At 72.8% G+C, this 17,080-nt stretch carries 17 protein-coding genes and 1 tRNA gene; 6 read left to right on the top strand and 12 right to left on the bottom strand.

Going from position 1 to position 17,080, the window contains the following annotated elements; all coding sequences use genetic code 11:
• Nucleotides 1-59 precede the first annotated feature (59 nt).
• Together ACQPZK_RS04485 and ACQPZK_RS04480 are read left to right on the top strand one after the other, a co-directional pair.
• Nucleotides 60-989 carry a ribonuclease Z gene (locus ACQPZK_RS04485; RefSeq protein WP_433537074.1) on the top strand — a complete coding sequence of 310 codons (930 nt, stop codon included), beginning with the start codon at nucleotides 60-62 and terminating at the stop codon, nucleotides 987-989.
• Nucleotides 986-1,495, top strand: coding sequence for an N-acetyltransferase family protein (locus tag ACQPZK_RS04480; RefSeq protein ID WP_433537073.1), 510 nt, complete (start codon nucleotides 986-988; stop codon nucleotides 1,493-1,495). Before ACQPZK_RS04485 ends, ACQPZK_RS04480 begins: the two co-directional genes overlap by 4 nt.
• Before the next feature lie 201 nt (nucleotides 1,496-1,696).
• On the opposite strand, the gene ACQPZK_RS04475 is transcribed toward ACQPZK_RS04480, so the two are convergent.
• Nucleotides 1,697-3,067, bottom strand: coding sequence for a cystathionine beta-synthase (locus tag ACQPZK_RS04475; RefSeq protein WP_433537072.1), 1,371 nt, complete (start codon nucleotides 3,065-3,067; stop codon nucleotides 1,697-1,699).
• A 72-nt stretch (nucleotides 3,068-3,139) separates the two neighbouring features.
• Nucleotides 3,140-3,496 carry a YkvA family protein gene (locus tag ACQPZK_RS04470; RefSeq protein ID WP_433537071.1) on the bottom strand — a complete coding sequence of 119 codons (357 nt, stop codon included), beginning with the start codon at nucleotides 3,494-3,496 and terminating at the stop codon, nucleotides 3,140-3,142.
• A 150-nt stretch (nucleotides 3,497-3,646) separates the two neighbouring features.
• Here ACQPZK_RS04470 and ACQPZK_RS04465 point away from each other — a divergent pair, with 150 nt between their 5' ends.
• The 3 genes from ACQPZK_RS04465 to ACQPZK_RS04455 all read left to right on the top strand — a co-directional run bounded on the left by ACQPZK_RS04465 (nucleotide 3,647) and on the right by ACQPZK_RS04455 (nucleotide 6,846).
• Entirely contained in the window at nucleotides 3,647-4,696 is a 1,050-nt protein-coding gene (locus tag ACQPZK_RS04465) for an SGNH/GDSL hydrolase family protein (RefSeq protein ID WP_433537070.1), read from the top strand.
• A gap of 20 nt (nucleotides 4,697-4,716) precedes the next feature.
• Nucleotides 4,717-5,505 carry an SGNH/GDSL hydrolase family protein gene (locus ACQPZK_RS04460; RefSeq protein WP_433539109.1) on the top strand — a complete coding sequence of 263 codons (789 nt, stop codon included), beginning with the start codon at nucleotides 4,717-4,719 and terminating at the stop codon, nucleotides 5,503-5,505.
• Between the two features lie 78 nt (nucleotides 5,506-5,583).
• Nucleotides 5,584-6,846: an acetyl-CoA C-acetyltransferase gene (locus ACQPZK_RS04455; protein ID WP_433537069.1), complete on the top strand. Its 1,263-nt coding sequence runs from the start codon at nucleotides 5,584-5,586 to the stop codon at nucleotides 6,844-6,846.
• 52 nt (nucleotides 6,847-6,898) lie between these two features.
• Here the strand turns inward: ACQPZK_RS04455 and ACQPZK_RS04450 are convergent, their stop codons facing one another.
• From ACQPZK_RS04450 to ACQPZK_RS04435, 4 genes are all read right to left on the bottom strand, one after another.
• The gene (locus tag ACQPZK_RS04450) at nucleotides 6,899-7,219 is read right to left on the bottom strand and encodes a hypothetical protein (protein ID WP_433537068.1); all 321 of its coding nucleotides are present in this window, start codon (nucleotides 7,217-7,219) and stop codon (nucleotides 6,899-6,901) included.
• A gap of 44 nt (nucleotides 7,220-7,263) precedes the next feature.
• Entirely contained in the window at nucleotides 7,264-8,022 is a 759-nt protein-coding gene (locus ACQPZK_RS04445) for a Bax inhibitor-1/YccA family protein (protein WP_433537067.1), read from the bottom strand.
• A 137-nt stretch (nucleotides 8,023-8,159) separates the two neighbouring features.
• On the bottom strand, nucleotides 8,160-8,975 hold the full coding sequence (locus ACQPZK_RS04440; protein WP_433537066.1) for a Bax inhibitor-1/YccA family protein: 816 nt from the start codon (nucleotides 8,973-8,975) through the stop codon (nucleotides 8,160-8,162).
• Between the two features lie 107 nt (nucleotides 8,976-9,082).
• Nucleotides 9,083-9,166, bottom strand: a tRNA-Leu gene (locus ACQPZK_RS04435).
• Nucleotides 9,167-9,267: 101 nt separating this feature from the next.
• On the opposite strand from ACQPZK_RS04435, the gene ACQPZK_RS04430 reads away from it, so the two are divergent.
• Nucleotides 9,268-11,109, top strand: coding sequence for a hypothetical protein (locus ACQPZK_RS04430; protein WP_433537065.1), 1,842 nt, complete (start codon nucleotides 9,268-9,270; stop codon nucleotides 11,107-11,109).
• A gap of 148 nt (nucleotides 11,110-11,257) precedes the next feature.
• Here the strand turns inward: ACQPZK_RS04430 and ACQPZK_RS04425 are convergent, their stop codons facing one another.
• The 6 genes from ACQPZK_RS04425 to ACQPZK_RS04400 all read right to left on the bottom strand — a co-directional run bounded on the left by ACQPZK_RS04425 (nucleotide 11,258) and on the right by ACQPZK_RS04400 (nucleotide 17,071).
• Nucleotides 11,258-12,589 (bottom strand): NAD(P)/FAD-dependent oxidoreductase, encoded by a 1,332-nt coding sequence (locus ACQPZK_RS04425; RefSeq protein WP_433537064.1) that lies wholly within the window; start codon nucleotides 12,587-12,589, stop codon nucleotides 11,258-11,260.
• 103 nt (nucleotides 12,590-12,692) lie between these two features.
• Nucleotides 12,693-13,253: a hypothetical protein gene (locus ACQPZK_RS04420; RefSeq protein ID WP_433537063.1), complete on the bottom strand. Its 561-nt coding sequence runs from the start codon at nucleotides 13,251-13,253 to the stop codon at nucleotides 12,693-12,695.
• Nucleotides 13,250-14,680, bottom strand: a complete 1,431-nt coding sequence (locus ACQPZK_RS04415) for a DUF58 domain-containing protein (RefSeq protein ID WP_433537062.1) — start codon at nucleotides 14,678-14,680, stop codon at nucleotides 13,250-13,252. The genes ACQPZK_RS04420 and ACQPZK_RS04415 overlap by 4 nt, the downstream gene beginning before the upstream one ends.
• Complete coding sequence (locus ACQPZK_RS04410; protein ID WP_421474576.1) at nucleotides 14,680-15,687, bottom strand: AAA family ATPase; 1,008 nt, start codon at nucleotides 15,685-15,687, stop codon at nucleotides 14,680-14,682. The genes ACQPZK_RS04415 and ACQPZK_RS04410 overlap by 1 nt, the downstream gene beginning before the upstream one ends.
• Nucleotides 15,687-16,271, bottom strand: a complete 585-nt coding sequence (locus ACQPZK_RS04405) for a hypothetical protein (protein WP_433537061.1) — start codon at nucleotides 16,269-16,271, stop codon at nucleotides 15,687-15,689. The genes ACQPZK_RS04410 and ACQPZK_RS04405 overlap by 1 nt, the downstream gene beginning before the upstream one ends.
• Complete coding sequence (locus ACQPZK_RS04400) at nucleotides 16,268-17,071, bottom strand: DUF4129 domain-containing protein (RefSeq protein ID WP_433537060.1); 804 nt, start codon at nucleotides 17,069-17,071, stop codon at nucleotides 16,268-16,270. Before ACQPZK_RS04400 ends, ACQPZK_RS04405 begins: the two co-directional genes overlap by 4 nt.
• Nucleotides 17,072-17,080: the final 9 nt, after the last annotated feature.

Raw genomic sequence — 17,080 nt, 5'->3', positions numbered from 1 at the left:
CGGCCCACGCGACAGCGTGGAGCGCCCCGGGGGTCGCTTCATATCGGTGGGAGATCAGCGTGTCGATGCGCGAGCTGGTGATTCTCGGGACGGCCAGCCAGACCCCCACCCGGCAGCGCAACCACAACGGTTACGTGCTGCGCTGGGACGACGAGGTGATCCTCTTCGACCCGGGCGAGGGCAGTCAGCGCCAACTCCTGCACACCACTGTCACCGCCACCGACCTGACCCGGATCTGCGTGACGCACTTCCACGGCGACCACTGCCTCGGTCTGCCCGGCACGATCCAGCGGCTCTCGCTGGACCGGGTGCCGCATCCGGTCGCCGTGCACTTCCCGGCCGGCGGCGCCGAGTACTTCGCCCGGCTGCGGCACGCCACCTCCTTCTACGAGAGCGCCGAGCTGGCGGTCACCCCGATCGAGACCGACGGTCAGCGGATCGCCCTGCGCTGCGGGACGCTGGAGGCCCGCCGGCTGCGGCACCCCATCGAGACGTACGGCTATCGGCTCGTCGAGCCGGACGGCTGCCGGATGCTGCCGGAGCGGCTGGCCGCGTACGGCATCGCCGGCCCGGCCGTCGGCGAGCTGATCCGCGTCGGCCACCTGGACCTCGACGGGCGTCGCGTCACCCGGGACGAGGTGAGTGTGCCCCGACCGGGGCAGCGGTTCGCCTTCGTCATGGACACCGGCCTCTGCGACGGCGTGTACGCCCTGGCCGAGCACGCCGACCTGCTGGTCATCGAGTCGACCTTCCTGGAGTCGGAGGCCGCGTTGGCCGCCGAGGTCGGCCACCTGACGGCGGCGCAGGCCGCGCGGGTGGCGACCGAGTCGGGGGTACGCACACTGGTGCTGACGCATTTCTCCCAGCGGTACTCCGACGCACGCCGTTTCCATGACGAGGCGCGCGCGCACTTCGACGGTGATCTGGTCGTCGCCGAGGATCTGACCACCGTGCAGGTCCCACCGCGCCGGGTAGCCTCGGCCCGGTGACTGTCACGCTCCGCCCCGCCACCGATCACGACCTGATGGCGGTGGGTGCCCTGCACCAACGGTCCCGGGTCGCCACCTACTCCTCGTTCCTGCCGGCCGAGGCGCTGGCCGAACCGACCGGGGAGGCGATGGGACGGTACTGGGTCGAGCGGTGGGCCTGGGAGCGCGACACCCACCGGCTGATCGTGGCGGAACGTGTCGACGCGCTGGTCGGGTTCAGCTATGTGGGCCCGGACGACGAGGACGACCCGAAGACCGGTCTGCTCAACGCGATCCATCTGGACCCGGCCGAGCAGGGGCGGGGCGTCGGTCGCGCGTTGATGGTGGACGCGCTCGACGCCATGCGCGACCGCGGCTGGAGTCGCGCGGTGCTCTGGGTGCTGCGGGAGAACGCCCACGCCCGCGCGTTCTACGAGCGCGGCGGCTGGACCCCGACGGGAGCGGAACGCGAGGAGCACATGGGCACCGCCCCGACGATCCAACTCCGCTACGCCCGCCCGATCTGAACAGGGCTGCGGTAGCAGAACCGACCACCGTGAGCACGACGCGGCGGCAGCCCCACCCACCCCACCCGGATCCTTTGCTCTGCTTCAACCGAGGAAACAGTGAGCGGGCATCTCTGTTGCCTGGGTTGAAGCAGAGCAAAGGATCGGAACGGGGTGGTGCGGTGCCCACCCGCGGGTGGGCACCGCATGGCGCAGAAGCAGCTAGTGGGCCCCGAGGTGGGACAGGAGGTCCTGGCGGGTCAGTACGCCCTTGGGCTTGCCGTCGACCAGGACCAGAGCGGCGTCCGACTTCTCCAGCAGGCCCACGGCCTCGCTGACCGGCTGGCCACCACCGATCATCGGCAGCGGGTCACCCATGTGCCGCTCGATGGTGTCGTGCAGGTGAGCCTGCCCGGTGAACAGCGCGTCGAGCAGGTCCCGCTCGGCGATCGAACCGGCGACCTCGCCGGTCACGACCGGCGGCTCGGCCTTGAGCACCGGCAACTGCGAGACGCCGTACTCGCGCATGTAGTCGATCGCGTCGCGGACCGTCTCGGTCGGGTGCACGTGCACCAGCTCGGGCAGGCCCCCCGGCTTGCTGGCCAGCGCGTCGGCCACCGTGGGCTCGGCGCCGGAGTTGTCGAGGAAGCCGTACCGGGCCATCCACGAGTCGTTGAAGATCTTCGACAGGTAGCCGCGCCCGCCGTCGGGCAGCAGCACGACCACGACGTCGTCCGGGCCGGCCTTGCGCGCCACCTCCAACGCGGCGACCACGGCCATCCCGCAGGAGCCGCCGACCAGCAGCCCCTCCTCGCGGGCCAGCCGCCGGGTCATCTCGAACGACGCCTTGTCGGACACCTCGACGATCTCGTCGGCGACGCCCCGGTCGTACGTCTCGGGCCAGAAGTCCTCGCCGACGCCCTCCACCAGGTACGGCCGGCCGGTGCCGCCGGAGTAGACCGAACCCTCCGGGTCGGCGCCGACGATCCGCACCCGGCCGTCGGAGGCCTCCTTGAGGTACCGGCCGATGCCGGAGATCGTGCCGCCCGTGCCGACGCCCGCCACGAAGTGGGTGAGCCCACCCTCGGTCTGCTTCCACAGCTCCGGACCGGTGGTCTCGTAGTGCGAGCGCGGGTTCGCCGGGTTGCTGTACTGGTCGGGCTTCCACGCGCCGGGGATCTCGCGGGTCAGCCGGTCCGAGACGTTGTAGTACGAGCGCGGGTCCTCCGGTGCGACCGCCGTGGGGCAGACCACCACCTCGGCGCCGTACGCCCGCAGCACGTCCTGCTTGTCCTGGCTGACCTTGTCCGGGCAGACGAAGACGCACCGGTAGCCCTTGAGCTGGGCGACCAGGGCCAGCCCGACGCCCGTGTTGCCGCTGGTCGGCTCGACGATGGTGCCGCCCGGCTTGAGCAGGCCGGCCGCCTCGGCGTCCTCCACCATCCGCAGGGCGATCCGGTCCTTCACCGAGCCGCCCGGATTGACGTACTCGACCTTGGCGAGCACGGTGGCCCGGATGCCCTCGGTGACGTTGCGCAGGCGGACCAGCGGGGTGTTGCCGATCATGTCGACGACGTTGTCGTAGTACTGCACGGTGTGCCCTTCGTTGCGGCGCCGGCGACGGCGGCCGGGCAGACGTATCCTCGCCGCCCAGCGTACGTGCCGTCAGTGCACCAGACCCCCGGGGATGACCGAGCTGCGCTTGGCCTCCCACTCCAGGAATCGGTCGGTCTCGGAGAGCACGCTGCCCGCCAGCCAGGTGACCATGACGGCGTCGTCGGCCAGCCCGAAGATCGCCAACGGGATCTCCGGCAGGAAGTCGATGGGCGAGACGATGTACGCCGTGGCGGCTGTCATCATCGCCAGCCGGAAACCGCCGTCGTACTCTCCCCGGGTCGTGGCCCGGATCATCCGGGGCAGCGCCGCCAGCCGGGCGCCCAGCGAGGGCCCGCCACGCGCCCCTGCCGCCAGTGCCCGAGCCAGGGCCGCGAACGCCGCGCTGCGCTTCAGTGTCTTCCCCATCGTCTCGCTCCTCTCCGCCGGATCAGCGTGGCGGGTCGGCGCAAGTCCGCCGGCCTCCACCGGACAGGTACCCCGTCGCGTCGGTTTCCAGGCACCCGTGAGCCGTCACGACGACAGCGGTGTGTCGGGCCGGCGCGATAATGTCGGCGTATGGGGGTGGCTGGTTCTGTCGTACCCGTTGGTCCGCGCTGGCGGCAGGCCTGGCGGATCGCCCGACTCGCGGCGATCGGCACGGGCGCCACGGCAGCGGCCGCGATGGCGACCGGCGGGGTGCTGCTCGGCCAGGCCCGCCAGGCCCGGCGCACGATTCCGATGGCCGAGGCCCCTCCACCGCGCTGCGACGGGATGTACGGCGCGAAGTTTCCCGGCCCTGCTCTCACCATGGTCGTCCTCGGTGACTCGTCGGCGGCCGGCTACGGGGTGCACCGCCGCCGGGAGACACCCGGAGCGCTGCTCGCCACCGGCCTCTCCCGGCGGCTGCACCGGCCGGTGCAGCTGCGCCGCTTCGCGGTGGTCGGGGCCATCTCCGCGGCCCTGCGTCACCAGGTGGAGGCGGCGCTCGAGTGCTCCCCGGACATCGCGGTGATCCTCATCGGCGGCAACGACATCACCAACCGCACGCCGCGTGGGCTGGCCGTGCGCTACCTCGTCGAGGCGGTCCGCTCGCTGCGCGACGCCGGCTGCGAGGTGGTCGTCGGCACCTGTCCCGACCTCGGCGCGATCCGGCCGATCCAGCCGCCGCTGCGCTGGCTGGCGCACCGGTGGAGCCGTCAGCTCGCCGCCGCGCAGACGGTGGCCGTGGTCGAGGCGGGCGGCTGGACGGTGTCCCTCGGCGACCTGCTCGGCCCGCGGTTCGCCGCCGAGCCGCTCCGGATGTTCGCCTGGGACCGGTTCCACCCCTCCGCCGAGGGGTACGCCATGGCCGCCGCCGCCCTGCTGCCGACGATGCTGTCGGCGCTCGGCGCGGGGCAGGAACGACGGGTCACACCGGCGCGGGGCGAGGGCGTACGGTCGCTGCCAGAGGCCGCGCAGGAGGCGGCCCGGCACGCCGGCACCGAGGTCAGCGGCGCCCAGGTCCGGGGCCGCGACCGAGGACCGGCCGGCCGGTGGGCACAACTGCGCCGCCGGGCGTTCTTCGGTGTGCACGCGGTGCCGCAGCCCAGCAGCGCGGACACCTCGACAGTGGAGGGACTGGCATGAACGAGCGCAGCGAGCGGGACGTGACCGCCGGCTTCCCCGGCCGGCTGGGTCGGGCGGCGGCGCTCTCGCTGCTCGCCGGCACGGTGGGCGGCGCCGCCGTCCTGGCCGGTGAGGCGTTCGTCGCGCGGCACCGGCGCTACGCCGAGCCGGAACTGGGGCTGGCGCTGCGCGCCACGATCGGCCGGGCCGACGCCGCGCCGCTGCGCCTGGTGCTGCTCGGTGACTCGTCGGCGCTGGGTGTCGGCGTCGACCGTCTCGACGACACCATCGGCGGGCAGTTGGCCAATCTGCTCGCCGAGGGGCCGTCCGGCCGTCGGGTGCACCTGTCCAGCGTCGGCGTCTCCGGCTCCCGCTCGACGGACCTGGCCACCCAGGTCGCCCGGGCCCTGCTCGGCGAGCGGCCCGACGTCGCGCTGATCCTGATCGGCGCGAACGACGCGACCGGGCTGCGCCGGCCCGGCGACGCGTCCGCCTACCTCGGCGCGGCGGTGCACCGCCTCCGGGAGGCACGCGTCGAGGTGGTGGTGGGCACGTGCCCCGACCTCGGGGCCGTACGCGCCATCGCCCCTCCGCTGCGGCAACTCGTCGGCTGGTCCGGCCGGCGGATGGCCCGCGCGCAGACCACCGCGGTGTTGGAGGCGGGCGGGTCGGTGGTCGACCTGGCCACCGAGACCGGGCCGGTGTTCCGGGCCGACGCGGGCACGCTCTGCCACGACGGTTTCCACCCGTCGGCCGACGGCTACCGGGTGTGGGCGCACGCCCTGCTGCCGGCCGTGGTGGCCGCCGCGGCGGTCGCCTCGCGGCGGTGACGCACGCCCGGCGAGGGTGACATTTCCCGCCGCTCCCGCTTCTTCCGCGCCAAGTTACCGGCGGGTTAACGTTGGCCCATGCCGATTGAGTCGTCCCGCGACGCCGTCATCGTCGCTACCGCCCGCTCCCCCATCGGCCGGGCCCACAAGGGGTCCCTGCGCGATGTGCGCTCCGACGACCTCGCCGCGACCATCGTCCAGGCCGCCCTGGACAAGATCCCCCAGCTCGACCCGAGCACCATCGACGACATCCACCTCGGGTGCGGTCTGCCGGGCGGTGAGCAGGGCTTCAACATGGCCCGCGTGGTGGCCACCCTGCTCGGGCTGGACACCGTCCCCGGCGCCACGCTTACCCGCTACTGCGCCTCCTCGTTGCAGACCACGCGGATGGCCCTGCACGCGATCCGCGCCGGGGAGGGCGACGTGTTCGTCTCCGCCGGGGTCGAGATGGTCTCCCGGTACGCCCGCGGCAGCTCCGACGGCCTTCCGCCGGAGGCGCAGGCGCTGGTCGGCGGCGGCTGGGAGAATCCGCGCTTCGCGTCCGCCGCCGAGCGCTCGAAGCGCCGCGCACAGGGCGACGCCGAGGTGTGGACCGACCCGCGCGACAGCGGTGACCTGCCGGACATCTACCTGACCATGGGGCAGACCGCGGAGAACCTGGCCCAGGTGTACGACGTGACCCGCGCCGACATGGACGAGTTCGGCGTTCGCAGCCAGAACCTCGCCGAGAAGGCCATCGCCGACGGCTTCTGGGCTCGGGAGATCACCCCGGTCACCACGCCGGACGGCACCGTGGTGAGCACCGATGACGGCCCTCGCGCCGGTGTCACCCTCGACGCGGTCGCCGGGCTGAAGCCGGTGTTCCGTCCGGACGGCCGGATCACCGCGGGCAACTGCTGTCCCCTGAACGACGGGGCCGCCGCTGTCGTGGTGATGAGCGCCCAGCGGGCCGAGGAGTTGGGCGTGACCCCGCTGGCCCGGATCGTCTCCACCGGCGTGACCGCGCTGTCGCCGGAGATCATGGGCCTCGGACCGGTGGAGGCGTCCCGGCAGGCGCTGCGCCGGGCCGGCATGACCATCGACGATGTCGACCTCGTCGAGATCAACGAGGCCTTCGCCGCCCAGGTCATCCCCTCCTACCGCCAGTTGGGCATCCCGGAGGAGAAGCTGAACGTGATGGGCGGCGCGATCGCGGTCGGGCACCCGTTCGGCATGACCGGCGCCCGGATCACCGGCACCCTGCTGAACGCTCTCGAGTGGCACGACAAGACGATCGGTCTGGAGACCATGTGCGTCGGGGGCGGCCAGGGCATGGCGATGGTCCTCGAACGGCTGAACTGACGGTCCGAGCGTGCCGGTGGTGCGCGGCTGCGCCGCCGGGCGCCCCGGCGGTTCAGAGCGCGTTGCGGGTCGCCGTCACCTCGGCGGCGGCCCGCGCCAGCACCTTGGCGTCGGGCCCGGCGGCGAGCAGGTCGGCGGTCACCACCCGCAGTTGGTCGGGCAGGGCCAGGTCGTTGTCGAGCCGGGGCACGGTACGACGTGGTTGCCCCTCGGCGTCGGCCGCGAGGTTGGCGACCTCCTGCACCAGACGGTGCACCAGGTCGGCGCGGGGCACGTTGCCGGTGGTCGCGGTGGCGGCCCAGCGCGGTTGTTCCCAGTGCCCGACCTGGCCGACCAGCAACCGCACGGCCTGCTCCAACTCCGCTACGCTCACCGCGCCGAGTCTACGGCCGACCCGCGCCGCCCGATCGGCGCCGGTCAGCGGCGCAGGTAGCTGATCAACCGCAGCAACTGCCAGTAGAGGAACACCAGGCCGGTCACCAGGCCGAACGCGCTCAGCCACGCGTACCGGCGGGGTCGGCCGTCGCGCACCGACCGCTCGACCAGGTCGAAGTCGAGGATGAAGCTGAACGCGCCCGCGATGATCGCCACCACCGAGAAGGCGTACGGCAACCAGCCGACCTCCCCACTGACGCTGTAGACGGCCAGCCCCGGCCGGCCGGAGATCAGGTAGGAAACGAGGTTGACCACGCTCAGCACGGCGATGCCGAGGAGCGTGCCGATCACCAGGCGGGCCAGCCGGGGCGTCGCGCGGATCACCCGGGCCCGGTACAGCGCGGCCATGCCGAGGAAGACGCCGAACGTGCCGGCCACCGCCTGCACGACGATCCCCGGGTAGACCTGCTCGAAGGTCCGACTGGCCACCCCCAGCAGCAGCCCCTGGAGCAGCGCGTAGCCGACGATCGGCACCGGGTTGGTGATCCCCCGTAGCGAGATGACCAGGACCAGCACGATCGAGGCCAGAGCGGTGCCGGTCAGGGCCGCGCCCAACCACACCGCGTCGGGCACCAGCACCCAGGACACCGCGGCGGTCGCGCCGGTGAGCAGGAGCAACCCGACGGTACGCACCACGACGTCGTCGACCGTCATCGGCTCCACGTCGCGGGAGCTGACCACCCGGGACTCCAACCGGCCGGTCTCGTCCAGCCGATTGAGCACCGGGTTGTTGCTGCGCACCGTCGCCTCCTTCGCCCGTACCCCAGGAGATTCACTCTGCCCCGGACGGCCCGGCGGTGGCGGCGAAACGGCGCGGACGACGGCGCCCGCCCCCGCGGGAAGCGGGAGCGGGCGCCGGTCAGCGGGTGCGGACGAGGTCAGTCGTCGCCCTGGAAGTAGCTCAGCAGGCGCAGGATCTCGATGTAGAGCCAGACCAGGCTGACCAGGATGCCGAACGCGGCCACCCAGGAGTAGCGCTGCGGCAGGCCCATCCGGACGCCGTCCTCGATCTCCTTGAAGCTGAGCACGAAGCTCAGCGACGCGATCACGATGCAGACGAGGCTGAAGCCGATCGCCAGCGGGCTGCCGTCCCGCAGGCCCGTGTTGACGCCGAACAGCGCCAGCACCAGGTTGATCAGCATCACCGCGGCGAGGCCGACGATGGCCGTCGAGACGACCTTCACGAACATCGGGGTGGCCCGGATGATCTTCGCCTTGTAGATCATCGTCATCACGAAGAAGATGCCGAAGCTCGCCACTGCGGCCTGCAGGACGATGCCGTCGTAGAAGGTCTCGAACGCCTTGCTGACCATGCCGACGAAGACACCCTCGACCACCGCGTACGCGATGACCAGCGCCGGGTTGGCCATCCGGGAGAACGAGATGATCAAGCCCAGGACCAGGCCGACGACCAGCGCGCCGCCCCACGCGAGACCGAGGAGCGAGTCGGGCACGAGCACCCAGGCGGCCGCGGCGGTGATACCGAGGATGCCGAGCAGGGCGACCGTCTTGACGACCACGTCGTCGACGGTCATGGGCGCCACGGTGGGCGGTGCGGCCGGGTAGCCGGCCTGGGACGGGTACTGCTGCGGAATGCCGGGCTGTCCGTACGGCCCGGTCGGTGCGTACCCGGCGGAGCGCTCCCGCTCGGCCGCCTGGCCGAGCCGGGCGAGCACCGGGTTCGAGGTCTTCACTGTCTGGCCTCCCTCAGGGGGTCGTTTGCACGTGAACGTGCCCCACAAGAGTAAACTGCCCAGCCCATTCCTGGTGATCACGACGGAGAACCTGCGGCCGTGGCGGATGGTGCCCGGGGCGGGGGTCGAACCCGCACGCCTTTCGGCAGCCGCTTTTAAGGCGGCCGTGTCTGCCGTTCCACCACCCGGGCGGGTGGCACCCGCGCGTCGACACGCACGGTGCAGTGTCACCGTAGCGGGTCCGCGGCGACCCGGCGTACCCCGCCGGCTTGGCCACATTAGGGTCGATGCCGTGAGCAGCGCAGCCCCAACGGCCCCCGACGCCGCCCCTGAGCAGGCGGTCCGCCTCGCCGATCCGGTCGCGCGCGCGACCCGGGCGGTACGGCTGCGCACCGCCGTCCGCCGCCACCGGACGGATCTTCTGGTCGCCGTCGCGTGGGTGGCGCTGGCCGGCTGGCTGACCCACGGGCTGTGGCCCGACCCGGGCGGACGCACGTTGGCGCTCAATCCCGAGGACCAGACGCTCTACGAATGGTTCCTGGCGGTCGACGCACGGGCGCTGCTCGGTGACTTCCACCTGCTCACCGACCGGCTCAACGCCCCGGACGGCGTCAACCTGATGGCCAACACCACGGTCATCGCGCTCGGTGTGCTCTGCGCCCCGATCACGCTGCTCTTCGGTGCGCCGACCTCCTTCGCGCTGCTCGCCGCCGCCAACCTGGCCGGCACCGCCCTCGCCTGGTACCTGCTGTTCCACCGGACGCTGCGCGTCCGCCGGCTCGCCGCCGCGCTCGGCGGTGGTCTGTGCGGCTTCGGTCCCGGCATGGTCTCGCAGACCAACAGCCATCTGCACATGACGGCACAGTGGCTGGTGCCGGTGATCGTCTGGCTGGTGGTACGACTGCTGCGGGCGTCCGACCCGGGCGACGGTCGCGGCCGGACCACCGGCCCGGACCGGCGGCGGATGATCAGCTCCGCAGCCGGGCTGGCGGCCGCCGTCACCGCACAGGTCTTCGTCGGCGAGGAGGTGCTGTTCCTCAGCGCCGTCACGCTGCTGGTGATGGCCATCGCCTACGCCTTCGCGGACCGGGACCTCGCCCGGAGGACGCTGCCCGGATTCGCCGGCGGACTGGCGATCGCCACCGGCCTGGCGATGCTGGTGCTCGGCTACCCGCTGTGGTTCCAGTTCGCCGGACCGCAGGGCGTCGCCGACGGGATGTTCAGCCCGGCCTACTTCTCGGCCGACCTGAGCAGCTGGTGGGCGGTATCCCCGCTGTCGGTGGCCGGCAGCGACGAGGCGTCCCGGCTCACCACCGGCCCGGCCGAGTACAACACCTTCCTCGGCTGGCCCCTGCTGCTGGTCACCGCCGCCTGCGCGGTCTGGGCCGGGCGACGCCGGCTGGTCCTGGCGTGTGTGGCGGCGGCACTCGTGATGGGCGCTCTCTCGCTGGGCCCGGAGGTGGTGCTCGGCGGCACCCGCACCGCGCTGCCCGGCCCGTACGCCCTGCTGGCCGGACTGCCGGTCGTGGACGGCGCGCTGCCGATGCGCTTCGGCCTGGCGCTGCTGCCGATCGTCGCGACGGTGCTCGCCCTCGCCGTCGACCGGGCGCTGGGCAGCCTCGGGCGGGCGCGTCGGCTGGTGCCGCTCGCCGTCGTCGCGGCGCTTCTGCCGATCTTCCCGACCCCGCTGCCGACAGCCGGGCGGCCGGCCCTGCCGACGTTCATCACCGGCGGGCACTGGCGGCAGTGCGTCGACCCCGGCGGTGTGCTGGTGCCGGTGCCGCTACCCACGCCCAAGGAGCCGTGGCCGATGCGCTGGGCGGCCGCCGCCGACGCCGGGTTCGGCCTGCCCGAGGGGTTCTTCATCGGCCCCTACGGGCGGGGTGGCACCGCCGCCATGGGCACCTTCAAGCAGCCCACCTCGGCGCTGCTGGCCGACGTCGCCCGCCGCGGCGACCAACCGGCCATCGGTGACGAGCAACGCCGGCAGGCCGCGAAGGATGCGGACTTCTGGGGCGCGTCCTGCGTGGCGGTGACCGACGACGCCCCGCACGCGGCGAGCCTGAAGACCACCCTGGAGCAGCTCTACGGCCCGGCGACCAGGATCGCCGACGCGTGGACCTGGAAGGTCTGACCCAACCCCAACCCCGCCCCACCCCGCCCCACAACGACGCCGATCTTGCACTTTCGGATGGCCCAATGCCCTCTTCAGGGACATTTGTCGCCGCAGAAAGTGCAAGATCGGCGGGGTGGAGCGGGGAACGCGGGGCTGCGGCGCGGTGTCAGACGCGCGGAGCGCCGACCGGCTGGGACGCCTCGGCGAACTCCTCGCGCGGATCGTGCAACTGGCCCAACGCGACCACCTCACGCTTGAGGAAGAACGCCAGCGACCAGTCCACCACGACCCGGACCTTGCGGTTGAACGAGGGGATCCGGCTCATGTGGTACGTCCGGTGCATGAACCACGCCGGCCAACCGGTCATCTTGATGCCGTACACCTGGGCGACGCCCTTGTGCAGGCCGAGGCTGGCCACGCTGCCGGCGTGCTTGTGCTTGTAGTCGACCGGCTCACGTCCCCGGATCACCGCGACGATGTTGTCGGCCATCCGCGCCGCCTGACGCACCGCGTGCTGCGCGCTCGGCGAGCAGAAGTTGCCCGGCTCCTTGGTCAGGTCCGGTACGGCGGCGCAGTCCCCCGCGCTCCACGCGCCCTCGACGACCCGGTCACCGTCGACCACCTGGAGGGTGGGGATGCAGGTGACCCGTCGGCGGTCGTCGCGCGGGAAGTCCGTCGCGTCCAGCATCGGCGACGGCTTCACACCCGCCGTCCACACGATCGTGTCGGACCGGAAGCTGTCCCCGTCGGAGAGCTTCACCACCCCGTCGACACAGGACTCCAGGCGGGTGTCCAGCCGGATGTCCATGTTGCGCTTCGTGAGCTGCTGCACCGTGTAGGCGCCCATGTCCCGGTCGACCTCGGGCAGCACCCGCTGGGTCGCCTCGACCAGCACCCAGCGCATCTCCTCCGGCTTCAACTCCGGGTAGTAGCGCAGGGCGTCACGGGCCATGTCCTCCATCTCGGCGAGCGCCTCGATGCCGGCGTACCCACCGCCGACGAACGTGAAGGTCAACGCCGAACGGCGGACCTCCGCGTCCGGGGTCGCGGCCGCGATGTCCAGCCGGTCCAGCACGTGGTTGCGGAGGTAGATCGCCTCGCCGATGGTCTTGAACCCGATGCCCTGCTCGTGCAGGCCGGGAATCGGCAGCGTCCGGGAAACCGACCCCGGGGCCACGATCACGTGGTCGTACGCGATCTCTCGGGCCGGGCCGACGATCGGCTGCACGGTCGCCACCTTGCGGTCGTGCTCGACGCGCGTGACAGTTCCCGCCACCACCGTGCACCGGCGCAGCTCCCGGCGCAGCGGCACCACGGAGTGCCGGGGGGAGATGTTCCCCGCCGCGGCCTCGGGGAGGAACGGCTGATAGGTCATGTGGGGCTGGGGGTCCACGACGATGACCTCAGCCTCACGGGAGCTGAGCTTCTTCGACAGGCGCAGGGCGGCGTAGAGACCGACGTGCCCGGCACCCACCACAAGGATCCGCTTCGGATTCACGTCGTCTATCTTTCCCCGCCCGGCTCAGGTAATCCCGCTCGCGCCCCCCATCTGTGACGGAACACAACCCCTGTGACCTGCGTAACCCTGTCGCACCACGGGTTCACCTGCGCCGCAGCAGCCAACCCAGCAACGCGGCGACGCCCACCGCCACCAGCAACCCCAGCACGGTGACCCACTGGTGACCCGCCTCGCCACCCAGGCCCGCCACCCGCAACAGCAGCACACCCAGCACGGCCGTACCCAGCAGCACCGCGGCCACCCGCAACAACCACCGGCTGATCAGTCCCGCGTCCACCACCCCGTCGTACGGCAACAGCGCCGCCAGCGCGCACAGGGAGTGCCCCAGGTACAGCAGCGCGGCGACCGCGAGCAGCCGCCACAACGCCACCGGCCGGCCGTACCCGTCGGTGGCCAGCAGCCAGCCACCCACCATCACCAGCGCCGCGAACGTCGGCCACACCCGGCGCGGACCCACGGCCGGCAACAGCGCGGCCACCGCCAGGAACAGCAGCGGCCGACCGATCAACACCTCGGCGGGAAACGCCACCGCGAAGCCGACGAGTGCCGTGACGAAGATCGCGGCCCGCACCAGCAGCGGTATGGCGCTGATCCGGGTCACGGCGTCCTGAGCAGCCCGAACCCGCTCCACGATGGCATTCATCGGGCCCCCACCCTCGGGGCCGTCGCCAACCGCGCCACGTCCCGCAGCACCTGGTCCAGGCTGCCCGCGCCGGCCCAGCGCACCACGGGTACCCCGTGCTCCCGGAGTTGCCCGATCATCGTCTCCCGGTCCAGTCGCCACAGGCGGTACGCCACCTCGGCCCAGCCCCGGTCCTTCGGCGGGCTCAGGTCGGCCGGCAACGTGTCGACCGCCACCACGAACCGGCCGGCGCGGGCCAGCCGCGCCAGCATCTGCGCCGACCGCTCGTCCAGCAGCGGGGTCAGGACCACCACCAACGCGTCCGAGGAGAGCAACTGCGGGCCGAAGACCTGGTCGTACGGCTCGTGCTGGGCCGCCTCGGCGCGTACGTCGAGCAGCCATTCCAGCACCGTGAGGTACTGCCGCCGGCCGGCGGCGGGGCGCAGTCGGCGGGCGCCCGGCCCGTACTCCAGCAGCGACACCCGGTCGCCCCGGTGCAGGTAGTGCTCGGCGATCGCGGCGGTGGCCCGCACGGTGGTGTCCAGTACGGACGCGGCGCCGTCCACACCGCCCGAGCGGCCCGCCTCGGCGAGCACGTCGAGCAGCACCACCACCTCGGCGTCGCGGTCGGACAGCGTCGCCGCCACGTGCAACTGCCGGGCACGCAGCGACACCCGCCAGTCGACGCGGCGGAGCCGGTCGCCCGGGGCGAAGATCCGCACTCCGGCCAGTTCACCGCCCTCTCCCGGACGGCGGGAGTGGTGCGCGCCCACCAGACCGGCGGCGCGGGGCATCGCCTCCACCGCCTCGAACGGCTCGGTGCGCGGATAGACCCGCACCGGAACCGGTTCGGTGATCACCGCCCGGGACACCAGCAGGCCACCGGCGGCGGCGACCCGTGCTCCGGCCGGGCCGACGGGGTGCCGGCCCCAGCGCAGCGCCCGCCCGGCCAGTTCCAGGTCCACCGCTGCCCCGCTGGGCGCCGACGTCACGAACGGCCGATCGGCGGCCGAACGTCCCCGGCCGGAGGCCGGCGGGGTGGGAGCGGCCGGCGGAGCGTCGACGGGTTCGACGCCGGCGAAGCCGGCACGGGTGATCCGCAACCACGGCGAGACCCGGGACCGCACCACCACGAGGTCGTAGTCGACAGTGTCCGGATTGCCGACAGCGACCGCAGCCGACACCTCACCGCCCTCGACCAGCGGTCCGTCCTCGGCGCAGGTGATCCAGACCTGCGGCAGTGCGGTGGGCCGGCGACGCAGGGCGTACGCGGTGCCGAGCGCGAACGGCGCCGCCAGCACGACGAGGTCGACCCGCCCCAGCAGCACCCCCGCCACCAGCAACAGGCCGGCGAGCAGCACGGCGCGACCGAGCGCGGGGGTGGGCGTCCAGCCGGCGCTCGACTCCGGCTCGGTGGATCGCGGCGCGGACACGGTCGGACCGGTCATCAGTGCCGGGGCCCGCCGGCGGCGTAGCTGGGCAGGGCGCCGCTGGCCGGAGCCGGCGTCCCCTCCAACACCTCACCGACCACGAACGCCGGGTCGACGCGGCGCAGCCACATCTCGGGGCGCAGGGTGATCCGGTGGGCCAGCGCGGGCGCGGCGACGGCCTTGACGTCCTCCGGCACCACGTAGTCCCGGCCGTCGAACACGGCGCGCACCCGGGACAGCAGCAGCAGCGCCAACGAGCCTCGCGGCGAGGCCCCGACCAGCACCGACGGGTGTTCCCGGGTGGCCGCGGTCAGCGCCACGATGTACCGGCCGATGGAGTCCTCCACCACCACGTCCTCCAGGGCGGCCTGCATGGCCCGCAGGGTGGCGGCGTCCACCACCGGTTTGATGTCCGCCTCCTCGCGTCGGCGGCCCATCCGGCGGCGCAGTACCTCCCACTCCTCCTCGTGCTGCGGGTAACCGAAGGACACCCGCAGCAGGAACCGGTCGAGCTGCGCCTCGGGCAGCGGGTAGGTGCCCTCGTACTCGATGGGGTTGGCGGTCGCCAGCACGTGGAACGGCTCGTCCAGCTTGTACGTGACGCCCTCGACCGATACCTGCTTCTCCTGCATGGCCTCGAGCAGCGCGGACTGGGTCTTCGGCGGCGTCCGGTTGATCTCGTCGGCGAGGAGCAGGTTGGTGAAGACGGGCCCCGCCCGGAACGTGAAGTCGCCGTTGCGCTGGTCGTAGAGGAAGGAGCCGGTGACGTCGGCGGGGAGCAGGTCGGGGGTGAACTGGAGGCGGCGGAAGTCCAGCCCGAGCGCCTGCGCGAAGGAACGCGCGGTGAGCGTCTTGCCCAGGCCGGGCAGATCCTCCAGGAGCACGTGGCCACCGGCCAGGATCCCGGCGAGGACCAGTTCCAACGCGTCCCGCTTGCCGACCACGACGGTGCCGACCGCGTCCAGGACGGCCCGCGCCAGGCGACCGACCTCGGCGGCGGGCATGCTCCGGTCCACGTCCTTCATCAGATCTTCTCCAGTTCGGCGACGATCACCGCGAGGTCGCGCGGCGACGGGGGGCGTCGGGGTGGGGTTTCCAGGAACGTCCACAGCCGGTCGCCCAGCAGGGCACGGGCGCGGGCCGGATCCGACTCACGGGTGACGGCATGCTTCAGGCGAAGCCGCTCGTCGGCCAGTTCCGCGAGCCGGGGCAGGATCACCCCGGTGAAGCGTTCGGGTCGCGTCGTGGACCAGTCCAGCGGCAGTTCCCAGCCGTTGATCGCGGCGCGTAGCGCGTCCCGGGCACCCCAGTTCCAGGTGCCGTCGTCGCCCTGGGCGAGCCGAGCGCGGGACCGCGCCGCGGGTGGCGGTGCGAGCGCGGCGGCGACCCGGCGTACCGCGTACACGGCGAACACCCCGGCGACCAGGATGGCCAGTGAGATCTGCAGGCCGACCGCCCGGAGACCGACGACGAGTACGGCGACCAGGGCGGCGTTGCCGAGAAGGGCCCGGAACACCCGCCCCGCCCGGCCACCGGACTCCCGGTCGTCGTGCCTCGGCCCCTCCTCCTCGAAGGTGAGCAGGTCGTCGATGCTGGCGCTACCGCTCATGCCGGCACCTCGGGAGGGCCCGTCGTCACGATCGTCAGCTCGCCACGCAATCGCCGCAGCGCGGCGCGCGCCTGGTCGCGGGTGCCCTCGCGGACCTCACGCGTGGCGTACCGGGCCTCGCGGTAGACGTGCGCGAACTCGGCCAGCACGTCGGCGCTGACGATCGCCGGGACGCCCGTCGACTCGTCGCCCCGCAGCAACCGGGTGACCAGGTCGGTCGGTGTGTCGCCGAGGTGCCGGGGCACGCCGGCGGCGGAGGCGGCCTCCTCCAGACGTACCCAGCAGGCGATGACCGCGACACGGGGGTCGGTGGACTGGTCGTCCAGCTCCACCAGGCCGGCGTCCAGAGCGGCGACCACTTCGCGGGCCGTGCCCTCGGCCGTACGCCGGGCCCGCTGCGCCGGTAGGGCCCGCGAGGTACGGCGCAGCGCGCCACGGAGCAGGATCCAGGTGAGGTAGCCGAACACCGCGAGGATGGCCAGCCCGAGCAGGACCATCGCCACGGTGGCGATCCACTGCGGGATGTGCGCCTGGGTGGCCTCGCCCGCGTCCCTGGGTTCGACGGGGATCGACGGGGACGGCACGTCCGTCGGATATTCCGGCACCCACGGCACGTCCTTGGCGGCCGGCGGGATCCGGCTGGCGCCGATCGACGAGTGGGCGGACGCGAGCGCGGCCGTCGCAAGCAGGACCGCCACCGCGCCCACCGGCCACCAGCGGCGCAGCAGGCCGAGCACCGGGCGGACCACACCGGGCGCGGCGGGTGGCGACGGCGCGGGCGGGCGTGTTCCGGTCGTCATCGCCACCAC

Origin of the sequence: Micromonospora sp. CA-249363, from assembly GCF_050950185.1 — a bacterium.
Classification (GTDB): domain Bacteria; phylum Actinomycetota; class Actinomycetes; order Mycobacteriales; family Micromonosporaceae; genus Micromonospora.
Note: the sequence above shows the minus strand (reverse complement) of the source record. Positions and strands in the feature narration are given on the sequence as shown.

Bases quoted from the DNA above. Each gene is read 5' to 3' on its own strand.
- ACQPZK_RS04465 (WP_433537070.1), top strand. From the start codon at position 3,647: ATGGGGGTGGCTGGTTCTGTCGTACCCGTTGGTCCGCGCTGGCGGCAG.
- ACQPZK_RS04470 (WP_433537071.1), bottom strand. From the start codon at position 3,496: ATGGGGAAGACACTGAAGCGCAGCGCGGCGTTCGCGGCCCTGGCTCGG.
- ACQPZK_RS04400 (WP_433537060.1), bottom strand. From the start codon at position 17,071: ATGACGACCGGAACACGCCCGCCCGCGCCGTCGCCACCCGCCGCGCCC.
- ACQPZK_RS04455 (WP_433537069.1), top strand. From the start codon at position 5,584: ATGCCGATTGAGTCGTCCCGCGACGCCGTCATCGTCGCTACCGCCCGC.
- ACQPZK_RS04405 (WP_433537061.1), bottom strand. From the start codon at position 16,271: ATGAGCGGTAGCGCCAGCATCGACGACCTGCTCACCTTCGAGGAGGAG.
- ACQPZK_RS04420 (WP_433537063.1), bottom strand. From the start codon at position 13,253: ATGAATGCCATCGTGGAGCGGGTTCGGGCTGCTCAGGACGCCGTGACC.
- ACQPZK_RS04415 (WP_433537062.1), bottom strand. From the start codon at position 14,680: ATGACCGGTCCGACCGTGTCCGCGCCGCGATCCACCGAGCCGGAGTCG.
- ACQPZK_RS04410 (WP_421474576.1), bottom strand. From the start codon at position 15,687: ATGAAGGACGTGGACCGGAGCATGCCCGCCGCCGAGGTCGGTCGCCTG.